This is a genomic window from Bradyrhizobium sp. USDA 4473 (assembly GCF_054063335.1).
Genome location: NZ_JBSSGE010000001.1, coordinates 1,425,449 through 1,444,064 on the forward strand (window position 1 = coordinate 1,425,449; position 18,616 = coordinate 1,444,064).

At 65.1% G+C, this 18,616-nt stretch carries 20 protein-coding genes; 5 read left to right on the forward strand and 15 right to left on the reverse strand.

Features of this window, described 5'->3' with window-relative positions; translation table 11 throughout:
- Nucleotides 1–41: 41 nt before the first annotated feature.
- From ACVW17_RS06670 to ACVW17_RS06685, 4 genes are all read right to left on the reverse strand, one after another.
- Nucleotides 42–3,188 carry an efflux RND transporter permease subunit gene (locus tag ACVW17_RS06670; protein WP_456751095.1) on the reverse strand — a complete coding sequence of 1,049 codons (3,147 nt, stop codon included), beginning with the start codon at nt 3,186–3,188 and terminating at the stop codon, nt 42–44.
- Nucleotides 3,185–4,402, reverse strand: a complete 1,218-nt coding sequence (locus tag ACVW17_RS06675) for an efflux RND transporter periplasmic adaptor subunit (protein ID WP_456751096.1) — start codon at nt 4,400–4,402, stop codon at nt 3,185–3,187. The genes ACVW17_RS06670 and ACVW17_RS06675 overlap by 4 nt, the downstream gene beginning before the upstream one ends.
- Before the next feature lie 297 nt (nt 4,403–4,699).
- Nucleotides 4,700–6,043 (reverse strand): hypothetical protein, encoded by a 1,344-nt coding sequence (locus ACVW17_RS06680; RefSeq protein ID WP_456796974.1) that lies wholly within the window; start codon nt 6,041–6,043, stop codon nt 4,700–4,702.
- 63 nt (nt 6,044–6,106) lie between these two features.
- The gene (locus ACVW17_RS06685) at nt 6,107–7,291 is read right to left on the reverse strand and encodes a hypothetical protein (protein ID WP_456751098.1); all 1,185 of its coding nucleotides are present in this window, start codon (nt 7,289–7,291) and stop codon (nt 6,107–6,109) included.
- 291 nt (nt 7,292–7,582) lie between these two features.
- Here ACVW17_RS06685 and ACVW17_RS06690 point away from each other — a divergent pair, with 291 nt between their 5' ends.
- Nucleotides 7,583–7,882, forward strand: a complete 300-nt coding sequence (locus ACVW17_RS06690; RefSeq protein ID WP_456751099.1) for a hypothetical protein — start codon at nt 7,583–7,585, stop codon at nt 7,880–7,882.
- A 428-nt stretch (nt 7,883–8,310) separates the two neighbouring features.
- Nucleotides 8,311–9,423, forward strand: a complete 1,113-nt coding sequence (locus ACVW17_RS06695) for a helix-turn-helix transcriptional regulator (RefSeq protein WP_456751100.1) — start codon at nt 8,311–8,313, stop codon at nt 9,421–9,423.
- 89 nt (nt 9,424–9,512) lie between these two features.
- On the opposite strand, the gene ACVW17_RS06700 is transcribed toward ACVW17_RS06695, so the two are convergent.
- Entirely contained in the window at nt 9,513–10,280 is a 768-nt protein-coding gene (locus ACVW17_RS06700; RefSeq protein WP_456751101.1) for a dienelactone hydrolase family protein, read from the reverse strand.
- A gap of 242 nt (nt 10,281–10,522) precedes the next feature.
- On the opposite strand from ACVW17_RS06700, the gene ACVW17_RS06705 reads away from it, so the two are divergent.
- The 3 genes from ACVW17_RS06705 to ACVW17_RS06715 are packed head-to-tail and all read left to right on the forward strand — an operon-like array spanning nt 10,523 to nt 12,054.
- Nucleotides 10,523–10,867 carry a hypothetical protein gene (locus tag ACVW17_RS06705; RefSeq protein WP_456751102.1) on the forward strand — a complete coding sequence of 115 codons (345 nt, stop codon included), beginning with the start codon at nt 10,523–10,525 and terminating at the stop codon, nt 10,865–10,867.
- 22 nt (nt 10,868–10,889) lie between these two features.
- Nucleotides 10,890–11,531 carry a glutathione S-transferase family protein gene (locus ACVW17_RS06710; RefSeq protein ID WP_456751103.1) on the forward strand — a complete coding sequence of 214 codons (642 nt, stop codon included), beginning with the start codon at nt 10,890–10,892 and terminating at the stop codon, nt 11,529–11,531.
- Nucleotides 11,532–11,538: 7 nt separating this feature from the next.
- Entirely contained in the window at nt 11,539–12,054 is a 516-nt protein-coding gene (locus ACVW17_RS06715; RefSeq protein ID WP_456796975.1) for a DUF1697 domain-containing protein, read from the forward strand.
- Between the two features lie 150 nt (nt 12,055–12,204).
- On the opposite strand, the gene ACVW17_RS06720 is transcribed toward ACVW17_RS06715, so the two are convergent.
- From ACVW17_RS06720 to ACVW17_RS06765, 10 genes are all read right to left on the reverse strand, one after another.
- Nucleotides 12,205–13,428, reverse strand: coding sequence for a threonine ammonia-lyase (locus ACVW17_RS06720; RefSeq protein WP_456796976.1), 1,224 nt, complete (start codon nt 13,426–13,428; stop codon nt 12,205–12,207).
- Between the two features lie 303 nt (nt 13,429–13,731).
- Nucleotides 13,732–13,887: a response regulator gene (locus ACVW17_RS06725; protein WP_456751106.1), complete on the reverse strand. Its 156-nt coding sequence runs from the start codon at nt 13,885–13,887 to the stop codon at nt 13,732–13,734.
- A gap of 242 nt (nt 13,888–14,129) precedes the next feature.
- Nucleotides 14,130–14,870: a di-trans,poly-cis-decaprenylcistransferase gene (locus tag ACVW17_RS06730; RefSeq protein WP_456751107.1), complete on the reverse strand. Its 741-nt coding sequence runs from the start codon at nt 14,868–14,870 to the stop codon at nt 14,130–14,132.
- A 29-nt stretch (nt 14,871–14,899) separates the two neighbouring features.
- On the reverse strand, nt 14,900–15,322 hold the full coding sequence (locus tag ACVW17_RS06735; RefSeq protein ID WP_456751108.1) for a transcriptional regulator: 423 nt from the start codon (nt 15,320–15,322) through the stop codon (nt 14,900–14,902).
- Nucleotides 15,309–15,926, reverse strand: a complete 618-nt coding sequence (locus ACVW17_RS06740; RefSeq protein WP_456751109.1) for a hypothetical protein — start codon at nt 15,924–15,926, stop codon at nt 15,309–15,311. Before ACVW17_RS06740 ends, ACVW17_RS06735 begins: the two co-directional genes overlap by 14 nt.
- A 129-nt stretch (nt 15,927–16,055) precedes the next feature.
- On the reverse strand, nt 16,056–16,412 hold the full coding sequence (locus ACVW17_RS06745; RefSeq protein WP_456796977.1) for a DUF1428 domain-containing protein: 357 nt from the start codon (nt 16,410–16,412) through the stop codon (nt 16,056–16,058).
- A 113-nt stretch (nt 16,413–16,525) separates the two neighbouring features.
- Nucleotides 16,526–17,263 (reverse strand): DUF899 domain-containing protein, encoded by a 738-nt coding sequence (locus tag ACVW17_RS06750; protein WP_456751110.1) that lies wholly within the window; start codon nt 17,261–17,263, stop codon nt 16,526–16,528.
- Nucleotides 17,264–17,280: 17 nt separating this feature from the next.
- Nucleotides 17,281–17,628, reverse strand: coding sequence for an SRPBCC family protein (locus tag ACVW17_RS06755; protein ID WP_456751111.1), 348 nt, complete (start codon nt 17,626–17,628; stop codon nt 17,281–17,283).
- Nucleotides 17,628–18,101 carry an ArsR/SmtB family transcription factor gene (locus ACVW17_RS06760; protein WP_456751112.1) on the reverse strand — a complete coding sequence of 158 codons (474 nt, stop codon included), beginning with the start codon at nt 18,099–18,101 and terminating at the stop codon, nt 17,628–17,630. The genes ACVW17_RS06755 and ACVW17_RS06760 overlap by 1 nt, the downstream gene beginning before the upstream one ends.
- 126 nt (nt 18,102–18,227) lie before the next feature.
- Complete coding sequence (locus ACVW17_RS06765) at nt 18,228–18,512, reverse strand: DUF3551 domain-containing protein (protein WP_456751113.1); 285 nt, start codon at nt 18,510–18,512, stop codon at nt 18,228–18,230.
- Nucleotides 18,513–18,616: the final 104 nt, after the last annotated feature.

The following is an 18,616-nucleotide window of genomic DNA, read 5'->3' on the forward strand; positions in this document are numbered from 1 at the left end:
CCTCACGGGCCCCGCTAATGCGCGATGGGATTAGGCCGGGTCTAATGCGGCGCCGGCTGTTCCGCCTTGCCTCGCCGACCGAAGCGGTTCTTCACGCTCTCGCGCCAGCCCTGGAAGGTGACGAACAGCATCGGCACCAGGAAGATACCGATCGAGCTGGCGGCGAGCATGCCGCCGAACACCGCGGTGCCGACCGCACGGCGGCTGATTTCCGCAGCACCGGTCGCGACCACCAGCGGCACCAGGCCGAGGATGAAGGCGATCGAGGTCATCATGACGGCGCGGAAGCGCATTTGCGCGCCCATCGTCGCGGCCTCCGCAAGTGGCTTGCCGGCCTCGCGCTGCTCCTTGGCGAACTCGACGATCAGGATGCCGTTCTTGGCGGCGAGCGCGATCAGCACCACGAGGCCGATCTGGCCGTAGAGATCGAGGTTCAGCCCCGCGAGCTTGATCGCAAGATACGAGCCGAACACGCCGACCGTGACCGACAGCAGCACCGGAATCGGAATCGTCCAGCTTTCATACAGCGCCACCAGGAACAGATAGGCAAACAGCACCGCGAGCGCGAGGATGATGCCGGTCTGTCCCGACGCCGCCTGCTCCTGATAGGCGGTGCCGGTCCATTCGTAGGAATAGCCCGAAGGCAGCGTCGATTTGGAGAGGTCGGCCATCGTCGCGATCGCGGTGCCCGACGACACGCCCGCCGCCGGGCTGCCGTTCACCGTGACCGAGCGATAATTGTTGTAGCGCGTGATCACCTGCGGGCCGGTCACGATGCGCAAGGACGCGATCGAGCGAATCGGCACCATCTCGCCGCCGGTGTTGCGCACATAGATCTGCCAGATGTCGGGGATGTCGCGGCGGTCGGCGGCATCGCCCTGCACGTTGACCTGCCAGGTGCGGCCGAACAGGTTGAAATTGTTGACGTAGATGCCGCCGAGCGTAGCCTGCAGCGCGGTGAAGACGTCGGCCATGTTGAGGCCGAGCGCCTGCGCCTTGGCGCGGTCGATGTCGAGATAGACCGACGGGTTGGTCGCGGTGAAGGTCGAGAACACGCGGGCCAGATTTGGATTGCGGTTCGCAGCACCGATCAGCCCGCCCATCACGCTGCTGAGCGAGGCCGGATCTTGGCCTTCGAGCGCCTCGAGCTGATATTCGAAACCGCCCGAGGTCGAGAGCCCGATGATCGGCGGCAGGTTGAACGGCAGCACCGAGGCCTGACGGATCTGCGATCCGCCGACGAAGGTCTGCCCGATCGCGGCCTGCACCGAGTCGGTGACGGCCTTGCGGTCGGCGAACGCTTTCATGCGCGCCACCATGAAGGCGGAGTTCGGCTCGCTGGCGCCGTCGAGCAGCGAGAAGCCGATGATCGACAGCACGTGATCGACCGCCGGGTTCTTCTTCAACAGCGCCTCGACCTGCTTGGTGACCTCGCTGGTGCGCGCCACCGAGGCGCCGTCGGGCAGTTGCACCGCGATGAAGAAGGCGCCCTGGTCTTCCTCGGGCAGGAAGCCGGTCGGCGTGATCTTCGATACGCCGAACACCGCGCCGGCGAACACCAGCACCGCGACCAGCGACAGCACCGCCAGGCGGAGCAGCCGCTGCACCACGCCGGCATAGCGGTCGCGCACCCAGTCGATGCCGCCGAGCACCCGTCCCATGATGCCGCGGCGCGGGCCGCCATGGCGCAGGAACACCGCGCACAAAGCCGGCGACAAGGTCAGCGCATTGAGCGCCGAGATCACCATCGCCGCGCTGATCGTCACGGCGAACTGGCGGAACAGCGTGCCGGAAATGCCGGGAATGAACGCGATCGGCACGAACACCGACAGCAGCACCAGCGAGATCGCGATGATCGGCGCGGTGATCTGCGCCATCGCCTTCTTGGTGGCATCGGCCGGCGACAGCTCCGGCTCCTCCTCCATGACGCGTTCGACGTTCTCGACGACGACGATGGCGTCGTCGACCACGATACCGATCGCCAGCACCATCGCCAGCAGCGAGACCGTGTTGGCGGAATAGCCCATCGCGAGCAGCACCGCGAAAGCGCCGATCAGACTGACCGGCACCGCAACGGCAGGGATCACCGTGGCGCGCAGATTGCCGAGGAACAGGAACACCACGATCACGACGAGCACGAAAGCCTCGCCGAGGGTCTTCATCACCTCCTTGATCGTATCGGACACGAAGGTCGTGGAGTCGTACTGCACGAGATAGGTCAGCCCCGGCGGGAACCGCTCCGACAGCCGGGCAAGCGTCGCCTGCACGGCCTTCGCCGTGGTCACGGCATTGGCGCCGGGCGCCAGATAGATGCCCATCGGCACGCCGGGATTGCCGTCGATCCGCGATTCCGAGTCCGAGTTCTGCGCGCCGATCTCGACGGTTGCGACGTCCCTGATCCGCAGCACCGAGCCGTCGGGATTGGCCCGCAGCACAATGTCGCCGAACTGCTTGGATGTGGTCAGGCGGCCCTGGGTCTGGACGTTGAACTGGAACTGCTGGTCATTGCTGATCGGACGCGCGCCGATGCGGCCGACCGGTGCCTGCACGCTCTGGGCCCGGATCGCAGCGATCACGTCCGACGGCGCCAGGTTGAGGCTAGTCAGGCGCTGGGTGTCGAACCAGATCCGCATCGAATAGTTCAGCTTGGCGAACAGCGACGCCTGCCCGACGCCGGGCGTGCGCGAGATCGCGTCCAGCACATTGATGATGGCGTAGTTGGTGATGAACAGCGGATCCTGTTCGGCGCTCTTGCTGTACAGCACGATGAACTGCAGCACGGCCGAGGATTTCTTCTGCACGGTCAGGCCCTGCGCCTGCACCTCGGTCGGCAATTGCGCGAGCGCGCTCTGCACCCGGTTGTTGACGTTGACGGTGTTGATATCGGGATCGGTGCCGAGCGCGAACGAGACCGTCAGCGTATAGCTGCCGTCATTGCCGCTGGTCGACTTCATGTAGAGCATCTTGTCGACGCCGACGACCTGCGCCTCCAGCGGCTGGGCGACGCTGGATTCGACCACTTCGGCAGACGCGCCGGGGAACACGGCCGAGACCGTAACCTGCGGCGGCACGATGTCCGGGAACTGGGCGACCGGGATTTGCATCAGCGCCAGCGCACCGGCGATCGTGATCACGAACGCGATGACGATCGCAAGCCGCGGACGATCGACGAAGATGGCGGAGATCATGGGTTATTGCCCGTCGACTTCGGCGTGCTGCCGGCGCCGCTGTCGGCCGACACCTTCATGCTCGACTGGATCAGCGCGCTGGCCGGTCCGGGCGCGACCACCTCGCCCGGCCTGACCTTCTGCAATCCCTCGACGATCACCTTGTCGCCGAGCGCGATGCCGCTCGTCACCGCCGCAATCGTCGAGGTCGATTGCCCAAGCTGGATCCGTTTTTGCTCGGCCTTGTTGTCCGCGCCGACGACGTAGACATATTCACCCTGCTGGTCCGACAGCACCGCCGAACGCGGGATCGCCAGCACCTCGACCGGCTGCACGCCTTCCAGCAGCACGGTCACGAACTCATTGTCGGTGAGCTCGCGGACCGCGCCGCCGGCTGCAACCGAGGTGTAGGTCGACGGGTTCGGGATGGTGCCGCGCAAGGAGATGGTGTCGGTATTCTGCGCGATCGTGTTGTTGACGAAATTCAATTCACCGGTCTTCTCGTAGAGCCGGCCGTCCGGCAGGCGCAGCCGGATCACGACCGCCTTGAAGCCGCCGCGCGTCGCATAGCGGTCGCGCAGATCGAGCGCCTCGCGCACCGACACGGGGAATGTGACATACATCGGGTCCTGGCTGACGATGGTCGTCAGGGTTCCCGAGCTCGGCGTCACGACATTGCCTTCGGTAACCGAGGTGCGTCCGATCCGGCCGTCGATCGGCGAGTGGATCTCGGTGTAGTCGAGATTGATCTGGGACAGGTCGACCTGCGCCTGCGCCGCCTGCACCTGCGCCTCAAGGCTCTGCTGGTTGGCGACCGCCGCATCGACGTTCGATTGCTGCCCGGCCGGCCCGCCCATCAGGGCCTTGGCGCGATCGGTGGTCAGCTTGGCGTTGACCAGCGTGGCCTGCAGCTGGGCGACCTGCGCCTTCTTCGATGCCAGGTCGGCCTCGAACGGGCCGCGCTCGAGTTGATACAACAGGTCGCCGGCCTTGACCTCGGCGCCCTCGACGAAGTTCCGCTTCTCCAGGAACGCGGTGACGCGCGCCACCACGTTGACGCGGTTGGGCGCTTCGATGCGTCCGAGAAACTCATTGGTTTCGGTGATCGGCCGCTTCACCGCCTCGAACACGCCGACCGCAGGAGGCCCGGGGGGCCCCGCCTGGGCATGCGCCGCCTGGATCCCGATCACCGCCAGTCCCGCCGATACCAGAAGTCCTGCCAATCCACCGAGCATTCGTTCCGCACCACTCATGCTGTCCAACCCCTCGGCTACCAACAGACTCTACGAGACGGATATGACGTCGGGTTCCCCAAGACCGGGACGGTCAGGAGATCATAACGCGCCTAATCCGACAATCCTGTAACGTGATTGCGCGGTGACCAGGCGTCAGCGAGGAGCGCTATCTCCGGGAAGCGGCGCGGCCCTGCAATGCCCGCGCAATCGCATCCGCACCGCTGGCTTGGCGCGGCCGTGGATGTCGACGGCTCCCGTCAATGTGATGCAGGCAAAAGGGGCAGCGGCCCGGGCCGCTCACAACGCGATGGCGTTCTTCAAGCGCGACGTCGCTTGATAGGCGGGCGACGCCAGATGCTCGGACAGCCATGGCCGCGCGCGCTGGCCGCTGGCCTCGTGCACGCCGTCGAAGATGGCCATGTCGATCGAATGCGGGTGGCCCGACAACGCGTAGACCGATTGCATTTCCGCGAACTTCTCCTCACGCCCGAGCTCGATCGCGTTGGCGCCGTCGCGGCTGCCGATCTCGACGAACAGCGGACACGGACAGAGCAGGTACGCCAGCTCTGTCCCGGCGTATTTGGCGCGGCTGTTGGCGAAATGAATATAGGCCGCCAGTTCGATGCCGAGGTTCTTGCTGATCGTGGACGACATCAGAAACTTCTTCTCGTCACGCATATAGCCGGAGACCACGGTCGGCCGCATCCGCCCCGTCGCGGCTTCGAGATGCAGCGCGAGAAAGGCGCCCGAGGACACTCCATAGACGCCGACATTCAGACCGGAGGCCCCGGTCAGCTTGCGGCAGACGGTCTCGCCGGCGTCGATCGATGCGCACGACACGTTGTGCGCGGAGACGCCGTGGGACGCCAGCATCGCGGCGATGTTGTTCTGGCTTTCCTGATTTCCGATCTGGACGATGTAGGGACACCAGACGACATAGCCGTCCTGGCACAGCTGCTTGCCGATCGCGTTCATGTAGTCCTGGTCGGCATCGTCGAAGCAGCGCTCCGGCGTGCTTGCCATGCCGTGACCGAGCAAAATCAATCCTCGGAACGCGCCGTCGGGAATCCCGAGACAGCCGCGCACCGGCACGCCGCATTCCAGATCGAACTCGACCTTCACCACCGAGAATCGGTCCGCCGTGCTGCGCCAGAGAATCCGGATCTCGTCGCCGGACGGCCGGTAAAGCCGCCGTCCCCGGAGCAGCGACCGCATCTCGCGGCGAATTTCCGACCCGGTCGCGACCGCGCGCAGCTTTCCGCTTGCCGCGATATCGAAGAACGAGCGGCAGAACGTATCGTAGCCAAGGGCCGGCAGATCGACGTTCGCGCACGACCCCTGGCAGTGACTCAGCGCCAGCGTGTTGCCGGCGACCGATGCGGGTCCAACCAGCGTCATCAACAATCCGGACAGCGCCCTGCGGCTGATCATCGGTTCCTCTCGAGCCCACGCTGGCTCGGCTGACTGACGGAGGTCACTGTCGCCGCGAATTGCGCGGATACAAATTAAAGATGTCCATGATCGAACGATCGCAAGCAGCGTTGCAAACGAGTGACTCTGGCTGAACCAGTGCAGCGGCCACCGATGCCAAATACGTTTCGGGACGCTTCGGAAATGTGTCTGATCGTCGCGCCGATTCAATTTCGCCGCACGCGGCGATGATCGTCGGGTCAGCGTCAGGTTCCAATCATCGGGTCTCAATGATCAAGTTTTGGGCTTGATCTCGGTGACCTTGGCATCGGCGGCCTTCGGCGGATCGCCGAAATCGAGTTTCTTCTGGAAGCCGATCTGCACGTTCAGTGCCCAGGGCTGAACCTCGTCGGGCCGCCGCACCTGCCGGACCGAGGCTCCGGCCGTGCCGATATATCCGTCACCGAAATCATGCGCGAAATCGAGCCCGGTGAGGAACGTCGTGCTCCACAGATCGGTGTTGAGATAGTCGTCGCGGCGATAGCGCGCCAAGAGGCTGACCGCGTTCTTGTCGTCGAACTTGTAGCTGAGCGAGGCTTCGCTCGCTTGCCCGACGTCGAGCGAGGCGAACGAGAGCGTGGTATCCGAGATCGTTCGCGACGATCCGACCCCGAATGTCCACGCACCGGTCTGATACTTGGCCTTGGCGGTGTAGAGCAGCTGCTTGACGTCGTCGAAATCGGTGGTGTCGTATCTGGCGAAATACGGCGACACCGATCCTTCCACCTCGACGCCGCTGCTCTTCACCGTGAAGAAGGCGTTCGGCTGCACGATGTTGTGGCTGCGATCGAGCCCGAAAATATCGGTCGCGAGGTAGGCAACCCGCGACAGCACCACCGAAGTGCCGATCTCGCCGGTCCCGAACTTGTAGGCGAAGCCGGGCATGAAGGTGCGCGTCACGAAGTTCTCGTCCTGCGGCAGGAAATCGCCCAGCGTGAAGATGTTTCGCTCGTTGAGCGCGTTGATGCCGGTGTCGACATTGGCGAACAGCCTGAAATCCGTGGTGTCGTATTCGAGACGGTTGCGCAGCTGTACGCCATGCGAGCGGCGCGCCCAATTGTCGTCGACCGTCGTCGTCAACGTGGTGCGCAACGCCAGCTTCGGTGCAAGCTCGATGGCGCCGGCGGCGGTGATGATCGCAGTGGTGCTGGGGGCTGCGACGCCGGGGTCGTATTGCGTGTCGGCAAACTTGACGTTGAGCCCGACGATGCCGTCCTGAAGCGAGCCGCGCAGGTAATCGTAGTTGATCGTCTGCGTCGCGAACATGCTGCCGCGCGCACCCAGGGTATCGGTCGGGTTGGAATCATAGCCCGTGCGCAGGCCGATCGAGCCGGCGTTCACGGACACCGTCTCCGCCGGAGCGGTCTGCGCCAGACCTGCGGAGACGCCAAGCTGCGAAGCAACAACAACTGCCGCCAACAACGCACGCCGAATCATGCACGCGACCCTCCACGCACAGGGTCGGAAATCATGGTTAATCGGCCGTTAAATCCGCAATTTCTGGTTGATTTTGGCCTTTCGGCCTGATGCGCATAGCGCGCGATTTTGATGACATCATCAGCATCAATGAGGGCATCAAGGATTCTGATAACATGGTTAACGCTAAGTATTAGAGTAAAAAACCACTTCAAGTTGTACGCGAATTCGAGACGTGGATAGTGGCGGCGACCAAGCCAATGGTCTTGGGCTCGATAACAACCGGAGGAAGTCATGAAGAAGTATATCGTCGCCGTCGCTCTCGCCTCGCTCGTCGCCTCGCCGGCCTTCGCCGGTGGCCCCCGTGGTGGTGGCGGCGCCCTGATCGGTTCCGTGATCGCTCCGATCACGACCGCGGTCTCCGCGCTCAACGTCAACGCGCTCAACAACGTCAACGTGCTCGGCGGCGGCGTCAACGTCCTGAACGGCAACAAGACCAACGTCTCGGCCATCCTGCCGATCAGCCTCAAGAACACCAACATCCTGTCCGGCATCCTCGGCGGCGGTCGTTCGCACGGCTGCGGCTGCAACTAAGTGCACTTGTCGGGAGGGCACCGAGGTGCCCTCCCGACAACTTCGGGCGAGAGCCGCTTGCATCCGCCCCGCCACACGATCCATTCACTCACCTATCATCCAGGCAGCCTCGCCCTTCCACGACTCCGGATCGCGTCACGACGATCGTCGGACGCCGACGTTTCAGACATCCCACGACAGGTCGTGATTGCCCTGCAAGGCAGGCCATGGCGTCAGCGCGCCCCTCCGCCAAATTCCTCTCCGCGACATTTCGTCCCGACCGGCGCCATGTCGCGACACGCCGGATGCCCGGGAGGACCAACGAACGTCCGTCATTCATCATGAGTGCCCCGGAATAGTCCGGACTCGTGGCTCGGGTTGAATTGCTCTACGCAATATTTCCGAGGTCGATGGGGTTATCTGTTGGGCAATGTTTTTTGGAATGACCGATGGCGAACGACCTGCACGAGCATCTGATCGAACTGGCCTATGAGGCCGCGGTCGTTCCCGAACTGTGGCCGAACGTGCTGCACCAGGTCGGCGGGATCGCGAAAGCGCGCGGTATCGTGCTGCTGACGGCGGCCCCGCACGACGTCCGCTGGGTCGCATCGCCCGACATGCACGACGACACCGTGGCCTATGTCGAGGGCGGCTGGCACGAGCGCAACGGGCGGCTGCCGCGCCTGCTCGCGGCCAACCATGCCGGCTTCCTGCGCGACATCGACGTGTTCGCGACGCCCGAGGAGGTGCAGCAGGACTACCAGATCCGCGAGTTCTTCCGCCCGCGCGGGCTCGGATGGGGCGCCGGCACCGCGATCCCAGTGCCGAGCGGCGACGTGCTGATCTACAGCGTCGAGCGCGAATATCAGCATGGGCCGATCGAGCGGGAAGCCATCGAGCAGCTCGATGCGCTGCGCCCGCATCTGGCGCGTGCGGCTCTGCTGTCGGCGCGGCTCGGAATGGAGCGCGCAAGGGCGGCAACCGAATCGCTGGCGATGCTCGGCCTGCCCGCAGCGGTGCTGCGGCGTGGCGGCCGCCTAATGGCCGCCAACACGCTGTTCGACCGCCTGGTGCCCGACGTGATGCAGGATCGCGCCGAGCGGCTGACGCTGGCGACGGCCACCGCCGACGTGCTGTTCGCCCAGGCGCTGGCCGCACTCGAGCAAGGGCTGATCAGCACGGAGGTCCGCTCGGTGCCGATCGCAGCGCAGGACGATCGTCCGCCGTTGATCGTGCATCTGGTCCCGATCCACGGCACCGCGCGCGACCTGTTCGACCGCGCGCTGGCGATCGTGATCGTGACGCCGGTGGTGCCGGCCGAAGTGCCGAATGCGGAAGTGCTGCAAGGCCTGTTCGACCTGACGCCGGCGGAAGCCCGCGTCGCGCGCGGCATCGGCGAGGGCCGAACCGTTGACGCAATCGCCATCGCCTTCGGCATCTCCCGCGAAACGGTGCGCAACCAGCTCAAGGCCGTGCTGGCGAAGACCGGGCTCGGCCGCCAGGTGGAGCTTGCCGGCCTGCTCGCCGGCACGAAGGTGCCGCCGGGTTCGTCCGCGGAATAAGGCATGATCCGGAAAACTGCGAAGCGGTTTTCCGTCGCGACAAACGCGGAACGTTTGCGCCGAGATCATGCTCAAACATAGCGCGGCGCTCAGGCTGCGTTCAGACGAGCCTTGAGGAATCCGGCAACTCGGCTGACCGCGTCGGCGGTCATTGGATCATCGTCCGCGAAATCGAACCCGTGCGCCTTGCCCGGATATTTGACGATCTCCGCCGCGGCGCCGACCGACTTGCCGAGCCTGACGAGCTTCTCACCGCTAGAGAGCGGCACGTTGCGGTCGGCCTCGCCATGCAGCTCGAGCAGCGGCGGCAGGTGCCTGACCTCCGGCGCGATCTTGTCGGGCATGCCGCCATACAGCACGGCCAGCGCCGACACCCGCGCGTCGCGGGCCGCCGCGGTCGCGGCAACGTAGCCGCCGAGCGAGAAGCCGAGCAGCCCGATCCGCCCGGAACTGTCCGCACTTGCCAGCACCGAGGTCAGCACGGACGAGACGCGCCCGGCCCAGGCGTCGAACCGCCCGGCTTCATAGGGCGCGCGGCTCTCGCTCGTATGCATCGTCGCAAGCGCCTGCTCGTCGGCCGGCGTGTAGTAACGCACGAAGTAGGCGTCGATGCCGTCTGCGGTCAGCGCACTGGCATAGCGCTGATAGGCCTGCGGCCTGAGATCGAAACCACGCAAGCCGTGCAGGACCAACACGGCCGGCCGCTTGCCGGAGCGCCCGGCGGCGTAGCGGTTGAGCGTGATGCGGCCTTCGCTGGCATCGACGCTGAGCGTCTCGGCCGCCGCCGCCGCAAGCGCGGGCGATGCCGCCAGCAGCGCAAGGCTGCCAAGCAGGCTCCGTCGGCTGATGGCTGGCATCGAAACCTCGATTGGATCGCGCGGCCGGCGGCCGGTCCGCGCTGCTATATCATGCTGAAGCGCATGCCCGATAGATCGCGCAAGCATCCGCCGGTCCACCCAGCGAGGGGGGCCCGACCGATAATGCCGGCTCTCGGGGCGATCGCAAAAGGATCGCATGTTCAAATCGCACGGGTTGCGCTAGTGATAGCTCCCCTCCCTGCGCCAGCCGGCGCATGTCCCGTCATAATGAGTGTATCTGAATGGCCGAAGCCGACCTCGACGCCGTCATCCGGCAAACCGCAAGAGCGCAGACCAAGGCCGTGATGGCGGCCGCCAGGAAGCGCCAGGCCGTCTGGGTCGCACGCGCCGCCAAGGCCACGGACAAGGACACCAAGGCACGCTTCCGCCACCTCGCCAAGAGCACCATCCTGAACGCCACCGCGACCGCCAAGCGGTTGCAGAATTCGGCGGAGAATGCCGCCGACGCCTATGCCCGCGCCATGAAGAAGGCGATGGAAGAGCCGCCGCCGGCAAAGGATCCCCAGAAGAAATCCGAGCCGAAGCCCGACAAGCAATCCGAGAACAAGCCGGCGAAGAAGAAATAGGACGCCTGAGAGGCAGCCCCGCATGCTCACCGTTCACCATCTCGGCAAATCGCAATCGGAGCGGATCGTCTGGCTGTGCGAGGAGCTTGCGATCCCCTACGAGCTGAAGTGCACCACACGCGATCCCATCACGATGCTGGCGCCGGCCGACTACAAGGCGCTGCACCCGGCCGGTGCCGCGCCCGTCATCACCGACGGCGAGCTGGTGCTGGCCGAATCCGGCGCGGTCGTCGAATACATCGTCGCCAGATACGGCGATGGACGGCTGACGCTGCAGCCGGATCATCCTGATTTCGCCCAGTTCCTGTACTGGTTTCACTTCGCCAACGGCACGCTGCAGGCGCAGATGGGCCGCAGCATGATCCTGCACCGGCTCAACCTCGCGGCCGACAATCCGATGCTGGTGGCGACCAAGGCGCGGGTCGACCGCTCGTTCGACCTGATCGAGGCGCGGCTGCGCGATGTGCAATATCTTGCCGGCGACACGTTCACGACCGCCGACATCATGATTGGCTTCTCGCTGACGACGATGCGCTATTTCCTGCCTTACGACCTCGGCCGCTGCCCGAGCATCAGGGCCTATCTCGGCCGCATCGCGGCGCGCCCGGCCTATCAGCGCGCGATGCAGAAGGGCGATCCGGGCATGGCACTGCTGCTGACGTGAGGTCGTGATGCCGCGTTACGTCGCTCTGCTGCGCGCGGTCAATGTCGGCGGCACCGGCAAGCTGCCGATGACCGAGCTGAAGGCGATGTGCGTCGACGCGGGGTTCGACGACGTGCAGACCTATATCGCCAGCGGCAATGTGGTGTTCTCCTCGAAGCTCGGCGCGGCCAAGGTCAAGGCCGCGCTGGAGCAGCGGTTGCATGCCTATGCCGGCAAGCCGGTCGGCGTCGCGGTGCGGAGCGCCGACGAGATCGCCGCGGTGCTGAAGGCCAACCCGTTTCCGAAGGCGCCGCCGAACTTCACGGTCGCGATCTTCCTCGACGACCCGCCGCCCAAGGATGCGCTGAAGGACGTCAAGGGCCAGCAGGACGAGCAGATCCGGCTCGGCAAGCGCGAGATCTATGTCGCCTATGGCAGCGGCATGGGCCGCTCGAAGCTGAAGATCCCCGCCGCCGCCCGCGGCACCGCGCGCAATATCAACACGATCGCGAAGCTCGCCGAGCTGGCGACGGACGAAGAGTAAGCCCAGTCGGAAAACCTAAGACCCGTCATCCTGAGGAGCGCGCCCTTGCGCGCGTCTCGAAGGATGCACGGCCCGGCTGGTGGCCGATTCATCCTTCGAGACGCCGCTGCGCGGCTTCTCAGGATGACGGTTCAAGGGCGGATTACGCTGCTACGTTTCCCGCACCGCGAATCCTTCGGCGTTGAGTCTCGTCAGCACGTCCTCCAGATGGGCGCGGTCGCGGGTTTCGATCACGAGCTCGAGCAGCGTCGCCTTCGCCGGCAGGTCCGAGAAGGTGCGCTGGTGCGACACCTCGATGATGTTGGCGCCGGCATCCGCGAGCAGGATCGACACCGCCGCGAGCTGTCCGGGCCGGTCGACGATATCGAGCGTTAGTTGGGTCAGCCGTCCCTCGCGCGCGAGCTCGCGGGTCAGCACCGAGGCGATCAGCCTGGTGTCGATATTGCCGCCGGTCAGCACGAGGCCGACATTGCGGCCGGCAAACCGCTCGGGCGCCGCGAGCACTGCGGCAAGGCCGGCAGCGCCGGCGCCCTCGACCACCGTCTTCTCGATCGAGATCAGGGTCGCAACCGCGCGCTCGATCTGGTCCTCGCTGACCAGCACGATATCGTCGACGAGCTCACGAACGATTTTCGTGGTGATCTGCCCGGGCGCCTTGACCGCGATGCCCTCGGCGAGCGTATCGCCGCGCATCGGCAGCTGCTCACCTTTGACCGCGTTGTACATCGACGGATAGAGCTGGGCCTGCACGCCGATGATCTGCACCGACGGCTTGATCGCCTTCGCGGCCGTGGCGATGCCCGAGATCAGCCCGCCGCCGCCGATCGGCACCACCAGGATATCGAGCTCCGGCACCGCCTCGAGCATTTCGAGCCCGATCGTGCCCTGGCCTGCAATGATCATGGGATCGTCATAGGGGTGGATCAGGATCAGGCCTCGCTCGGCGGCATGGGATCCGACGAACGCGAAGCATTCTTCCAGCGTCTGCCCTGTCATGACGACCTCGGCGCCGTGCCGCCTGGTGTTCTCGATCTTCACCATCGGCGTGCCGATCGGCATCACGATGGTGGCGGGGATGCCGAGCCGCTTGGCGTGGTAGGCGACGCCTTGGGCGTGATTGCCGGCGGACATTGCGATCACCCCGCGCTTGCGCTCATCCGACGACAGCGCCTGCAGCCGGTTGAGCGCGCCGCGCTCCTTGAAGGTCGCGGTGAACTGCAAATTCTCGAATTTGAGGAACAGGCGGCAGCCGCAGATCTCGCCCAGCGTGCGGCTCTCGTTGCACGCCGTGACCATCACCGAATCCCGGATCACGCCGGCGGCGCGGCGCACGTCGGCAAGGGTTACGGCGGGTGGATTGGAAGGATGCGGCATCGGCTTTGCTCAGGTCCATTTTGTCAAACGGAACCTAGCGGGTTTCGGCGCCGAAAACGACCGCGCTATCGTGCGGCCGACGCAGCCGGCTCCGGCCTGGCGGGCACCGCCGGCTGGACCTCATCGCATTTGGCGCACAGCAGCGCGGTACGGAAATGCTTGTCGAGCGCAATGGTTCGCGTCCTGCCGCACTGGCAGCGCATCGGCTTATCCATGAAAGGTCGGCCCGGGTTCGAGATGCAAGGAAAGCGCGCGCTTAGCTAACCCGATCCGGTTAACCCAATATGACTTGCAGACGGAAAACTAGAAAAAGCCCGCGCTGAGATCGAGACCATAGCTTGCCCTGAGCACCGCGACGAACAGCGCGGCCAAGGCGAACAGCAGGACATGCCGGGCGATGCTGCTCCGAAGCGAATTGGCCGGAAACACCCGTGCGATCGATTGAGCCAAAGCAGTCATTTGCGACCTCCAGAGCAGCGTCCCGAAGGTAGGTCGCGCGCAGGCCTGCGAGGTTCAACGCGGCTCGCGGAACGGGAGGCGGCGTGCCGATGCGCTCGGTTCCCGATCACGTTGCACGCGCGTCCGGTTCCTGAAGCGGTGACCGATCACGATCAGGGTGCCCTTGGCGCAGCGCAGCCTCTTTATTCGAATTTGAGCATGCTCTTTTCGGAAAAGCGCTTCGCACTTTTCCCGATCATGCTCTACAGGTTCGGCACCTCCGCCGGCGCGATCGCAGTCAGGCCGCCGAAGCGGCGCTCGCGGCCGTGGAAGGAGGCGAGTGCGTCGGCGAGGTCGTCGGCTTCGAATTCAGGCCACATCCGCTCGGTGAAGTGCAGCTCGGCATAGGCGCCTTCCCAGAGCAGGAAGTCCGACAACCGCTTTTCGCCGGAGGTGCGGATGATCAGATCGACGTCGCGCAGGCCGGCTTCGCCGGTGATCAGATCGGCAAAGGTCTCGCGGCTCAGCGGGCCTGCGCCGGCCGCGCGCGCGGCGGCATTCAGGATGGCGTCGCGCGCCGAATAGTCGATCGCGATGCGCAGATGCAGCGTGGTGCCGGAGGCGGTCTCGGCCTCGGCGCGGCCGATCGCGGCCGCGATGCCGTCGGGCAGCCGGTCGCGGCGGCCGATCACGGAAAGCCGAACGCCGTTGCGCACCAGCGCCGCGATCTCGTTGGCAAGATAGAACCGCAGCAGTCCCATCAGCGCCGCGACCTCGGCCTTCGGGCGGCGCCAATTGTCGCTGGAGAATGCGTAGAGGGTCAGCGTGCCGACGCCGTGGTCCGGTGCAGCCTCGACGATGCGGCGGATCGCTTCGACGCCCGCTTCATGTCCGCGCAGCCGCGACAGGCCGCGCCGCGTCGCCCAGCGGCCGTTGCCGTCCATGATGATGCCGACATGGAGCCTCGCGATGGCTTCCGGCTTGAGCGCAACGTTACTTTGCATCACAAAGTCTCCGGATAAAAATGGAATAATCAAACCGGCTGGACGCCGAGACGTCCGGACGCGCCGCCGTCCTTGCCGGCCGCCTTTTCAGCCCTGCCGGCGGCCTTCTCGGCCGTGCCGGCGGCCTTGGCTGCGTCGCGCACCAGCTGTTCGAGCACGGCGAGATAATCCAGGAAACGGCGACGGCCGCTCTTGGTCAGGCGGCAGCTGGTGTGCGGGCGATTGCCCTCATAACCCTTGATGACGTCGACCAGGCCGGCCTCTTGCAGCACCTGCAAATGCCGGCTGAGATTGCCGTCGGTCAGGCCGCAGAGCTGCTTGAGATCGGCAAAGGCGAGCCCCTTCGGATGCGCCATCAGCGAGGTCAACAGTCCGAGCCGCGCTTTCTCGTGGATGACGCGGTCGAGACCATCATAGGCGAATGGCGCGGTGGTCAGCTCAGTCTTCGGCATCATGGCCTCCGGAAGCGAAATACAACAGCGCGGCAAGCAGCAGCTGGCCGACCGCGAACGGCAGTCCCATGGTCCAGGGCGACAGCGCGTGGCTCTGGCTTGCGATCAACAACGCCGTGAAGCCGGACAGGAAATACCAGGCACCGCCGAGCGCGATCGTGCGCGGCAGCAGGCGGACCGAGGCGAACACGCCGAGACTGACCAGCACCTGCCACAGGCCGGGCAGCATCCACAGCGTCTCCGGCGCGAATTTCCATTGCAGGATCGCGAGCAGCACGCCGGCGATGACAGCGGGAACGAACTGCCCGATCGCCTGCTGCACCATCGCGTCGGCAAGGCCGGAATGGTGCCGCCGCGAGCGCGCCTGCATCTCGATCCAGATCAGCACGGCCGACAGCAGCGCGGCTGCGGCCCAGCCCGCGAGGAATGCGATCGGATGCGTCGTGGGATCGTCGAGCCAGAGATATTGCGCGAACGCCGTGACCAGCGCGATGCCGCTGGTGGCGGCAACCGTCGCCGGACCATAGCCGCGGAACGCGGTTCCGGCCGCAATCTGGCTGCGGATCGCGAGAATATCGGCCAACGCCTTGTCGAGGTCGCGCATGTTTCGCCCGCACTTTGTAATGCAAAGTATACGGGATCGCCAAGTAAACGCAAGCAGCATCGCGCCGCCGGCCGGTCGCGATGTTTAACGGCCGGTTACCGCGCGAATTGCGGCGAAAAGCGTGCGGCCTTACACCTTCACGAGGCTCGCAAAGCCGCCATAGATCATCCGCTTCGGATCGAACGGCACGTCGCCCTTGCCCATCGATTCCAGGCGGGGATCGGCCATCACCTTGGCGTTGATCCTGTCGCGCTGGGCGCGCGACTTGTAGGTGATCCAGGCGAACACGACGGTTTCGCCGGCCTTCAGCTTCACGCTCTGCGGAAACGAGGTCAGCTTGCCCGGCTTGACGTCGTCGGCGACCCACTCGCGATAATCCAGCGCGCCATGTTCGCGCCAGACCTTGCCGGCCATCTTCGAGAGCTTGGCATAGGCCTTGAGTTTCTTCTTCGGCACGGCGACGACGAAACCATCGACGTAAGGCATGCGTATGACTTTCTGCTGTAGAGTTTCCCCTCACTGCGAGGAGCGAAGCGACGAAGCAGGCCATCTGGACCCTTGCGGCGCGATGGATTGCTTCGCTTCGCTCGCAATGACGATCAGGAGTGACAGCAGGATGCCTGAACCGGTGCCGGCTGGTACTGGTCACGTAGCCGCACCCAGTCCATCGGATAGGGCAAGCCTTCCTCGTGGCGGCCGAGCGGCGTCAGATCGAGGTAGTGATAGGCGGCATTCATCATGTCGAGACCGCGCGCGAAGGTCGAGTAGGTGTGGAACACGCTGCCCGTCTCGTCGCGGAAGAACACGCTGATGCCGGGCAGCTCCGGCCCGTAGAGCGGGCTCGTTCCGTAATTGTATTTCGCGTTCCCTGCGTCGATCTGGCCTTGTGTGAACGACACGCCGTAGTCGTAGTTGAAGTCATTGCCGCCCGACGACACCCAGTCGAAGGTCCAGCCCATCCGCCGCTTGAACGCCTCGAGCTTGGCGAGCGGCGCGAGCGAGACCGCGATCATCGTGGTGTCGCGGGCAGCCAGATGCGGGACCATGCGCTCGAAGCCGTCGACCCAGAACGAGCAGCTCTTGCAGGCGGCGTCCCACTCCGGCGCGAACATCACATGCTGGACCACGAGCTGCGGCCGGCCCTTGAAGAGACCGCCGAGCGTCACCTTGCCGTCGGGCCCGTCGAACACGTAGTCCTTGTCGACCTTGACCCAGGGCAGTTCGCGGCGCTGCCGGCTCAGCGCCTCGCGGGCCTGGGTCAGTTGCTTCTCACCGGCCATCAATGCCTTGCGGGCTGCGATCCATTCTTCGCGCGAGACGATCTTGTGCTGTTGCATGAGATACTCCTTTGCGGTCAGGCGCCGACATATTGTTCCAGATTGCCGAGGAATTCGGTCCAGCCGCGCTGGTGGTTGTCGCGGGCGGTCTCGTCGACGAACTGCGCGTGATGGAAGGTGAGCAAGGTGCCGCCCCTGTCGGGCTTGATCGATACCGTGACCTCCGACTCGCGCTCCGGCGTCGAATGCCAGGCCCAGCTGAACACCAGCCTCTCGTTCGGCACCACCTCGCGATAGATGCCGCCGACCTCGTGATATTCGCCGTTCGAGCCGGTGAACTTGATCCGGTAACGTCCGCCGACGCGGACATCGAGCTCGGCCTGCGTGGTGCCGGGCTTGACCTGCCCGGGGCCGAACCACTGCACTAGGTTTTCCGGCTCGGTCCACGCGGCGTAGACTTTTTCCGGCCGCGCGCGGAGCCGCCGCGTGAGGGTGAGGCTTGGCCGCGCGACGGGACCGCCGTCGGCTGCGGATCGCTTTTCCGATTGGTTTGCCGATTGGTCTGCCATGGGTCTTCCTCCACAAAAGCGGCCAGACGATCGAGATTGTCGGACCAGAATTGCGCATAGCGATTGAGCCAGTTCATCGCCTGCTCCATCGGCCTTGCGGTGAGCCGGCACGCCACGGTGCGGCCGGTCTTCTCGCGCGTCACGAGGCCGGCATCGGTGAGCACGTCGAGATGCTTCATGATCGCCGGCAACGACATCGCGAATGGCTGCGCCAGCTCGCTCACCGACAGGCCGTCCTGCTCGCCGAGCCGCGCCAGCAGCGCGCGGCGGGTGGGATCGGAAAGCGCCGCGAAAGTGCGGTCCAGCGTCTCGTCCTGATACTTAACCATATGGTTTAGTATAGGCGCAAACGGCGTGTCGTCAAGCTTAATGCTTCACGATCGCGTTAGGCGGAACGCAGTGCGAGAATCAGTTTCGATACGGCGGCAACCGGCGCCGTGCGGTGAAGCCCGATTCTAATCGGGGTAGACGGTCCGGTGCCGGCGATGGTGGCGGCGCGGCGACGGCGGCGGTGGCTCGCGGAACAGGAAGCGCGGGTTCTCGCCGCAGCTGAGATAGCGCCCGGACACGCTCGCCTGGCATTGCTGGTAGGTCTGGTAGGCACATTCGCCGGGATAGCCGAGGCTCGGGCCCTGCGCGCACCAGGGATAGTCATACGGATCGGCGGACGCCGGCTTGATGCTCGCACCGGCAAGCGTCATCGTCCCCAAAACCAGCAGTGCAAATCGCGATGTGCGCATGATCCGACTCCTTCGATGCCGCAGCAAGCAACGTGCGGCATCTTGGGCAAGGTTCCTGAAGCTCATTTTATTCCGCGTCAAGGCCCAACAAGAAACCAGGCGTC

What these genes read in the sequence shown, in the direction of transcription:
- ACVW17_RS06690 (WP_456751099.1), top strand. Translation starts at nt 7,583, where the DNA reads ATGAAGAAGTATATCGTCGCCGTCGCTCTCGCCTCGCTCGTCGCCTCG.
- ACVW17_RS06740 (WP_456751109.1), bottom strand. Translation starts at nt 15,926, where the DNA reads ATGCGCGACCTCGACAAGGCGTTGGCCGATATTCTCGCGATCCGCAGC.
- ACVW17_RS06695 (WP_456751100.1), top strand. Translation starts at nt 8,311, where the DNA reads ATGGCGAACGACCTGCACGAGCATCTGATCGAACTGGCCTATGAGGCC.
- ACVW17_RS06715 (WP_456796975.1), top strand. Translation starts at nt 11,539, where the DNA reads ATGCCGCGTTACGTCGCTCTGCTGCGCGCGGTCAATGTCGGCGGCACC.
- ACVW17_RS06710 (WP_456751103.1), top strand. Translation starts at nt 10,890, where the DNA reads ATGCTCACCGTTCACCATCTCGGCAAATCGCAATCGGAGCGGATCGTC.
- ACVW17_RS06705 (WP_456751102.1), top strand. Translation starts at nt 10,523, where the DNA reads ATGGCCGAAGCCGACCTCGACGCCGTCATCCGGCAAACCGCAAGAGCG.
- ACVW17_RS06750 (WP_456751110.1), bottom strand. Translation starts at nt 17,263, where the DNA reads ATGCAACAGCACAAGATCGTCTCGCGCGAAGAATGGATCGCAGCCCGC.
- ACVW17_RS06765 (WP_456751113.1), bottom strand. Translation starts at nt 18,512, where the DNA reads ATGCGCACATCGCGATTTGCACTGCTGGTTTTGGGGACGATGACGCTT.
- ACVW17_RS06735 (WP_456751108.1), bottom strand. Translation starts at nt 15,322, where the DNA reads ATGCCGAAGACTGAGCTGACCACCGCGCCATTCGCCTATGATGGTCTC.
- ACVW17_RS06670 (WP_456751095.1), bottom strand. Translation starts at nt 3,188, where the DNA reads ATGATCTCCGCCATCTTCGTCGATCGTCCGCGGCTTGCGATCGTCATC.
- ACVW17_RS06745 (WP_456796977.1), bottom strand. Translation starts at nt 16,412, where the DNA reads ATGCCTTACGTCGATGGTTTCGTCGTCGCCGTGCCGAAGAAGAAACTC.
- ACVW17_RS06730 (WP_456751107.1), bottom strand. Translation starts at nt 14,870, where the DNA reads ATGCAAAGTAACGTTGCGCTCAAGCCGGAAGCCATCGCGAGGCTCCAT.
- ACVW17_RS06725 (WP_456751106.1), bottom strand. Translation starts at nt 13,887, where the DNA reads ATGACTGCTTTGGCTCAATCGATCGCACGGGTGTTTCCGGCCAATTCG.
- ACVW17_RS06760 (WP_456751112.1), bottom strand. Translation starts at nt 18,101, where the DNA reads ATGGTTAAGTATCAGGACGAGACGCTGGACCGCACTTTCGCGGCGCTT.
- ACVW17_RS06720 (WP_456796976.1), bottom strand. Translation starts at nt 13,428, where the DNA reads ATGCCGCATCCTTCCAATCCACCCGCCGTAACCCTTGCCGACGTGCGC.
- ACVW17_RS06675 (WP_456751096.1), bottom strand. Translation starts at nt 4,402, where the DNA reads ATGCTCGGTGGATTGGCAGGACTTCTGGTATCGGCGGGACTGGCGGTG.
- ACVW17_RS06700 (WP_456751101.1), bottom strand. Translation starts at nt 10,280, where the DNA reads ATGCCAGCCATCAGCCGACGGAGCCTGCTTGGCAGCCTTGCGCTGCTG.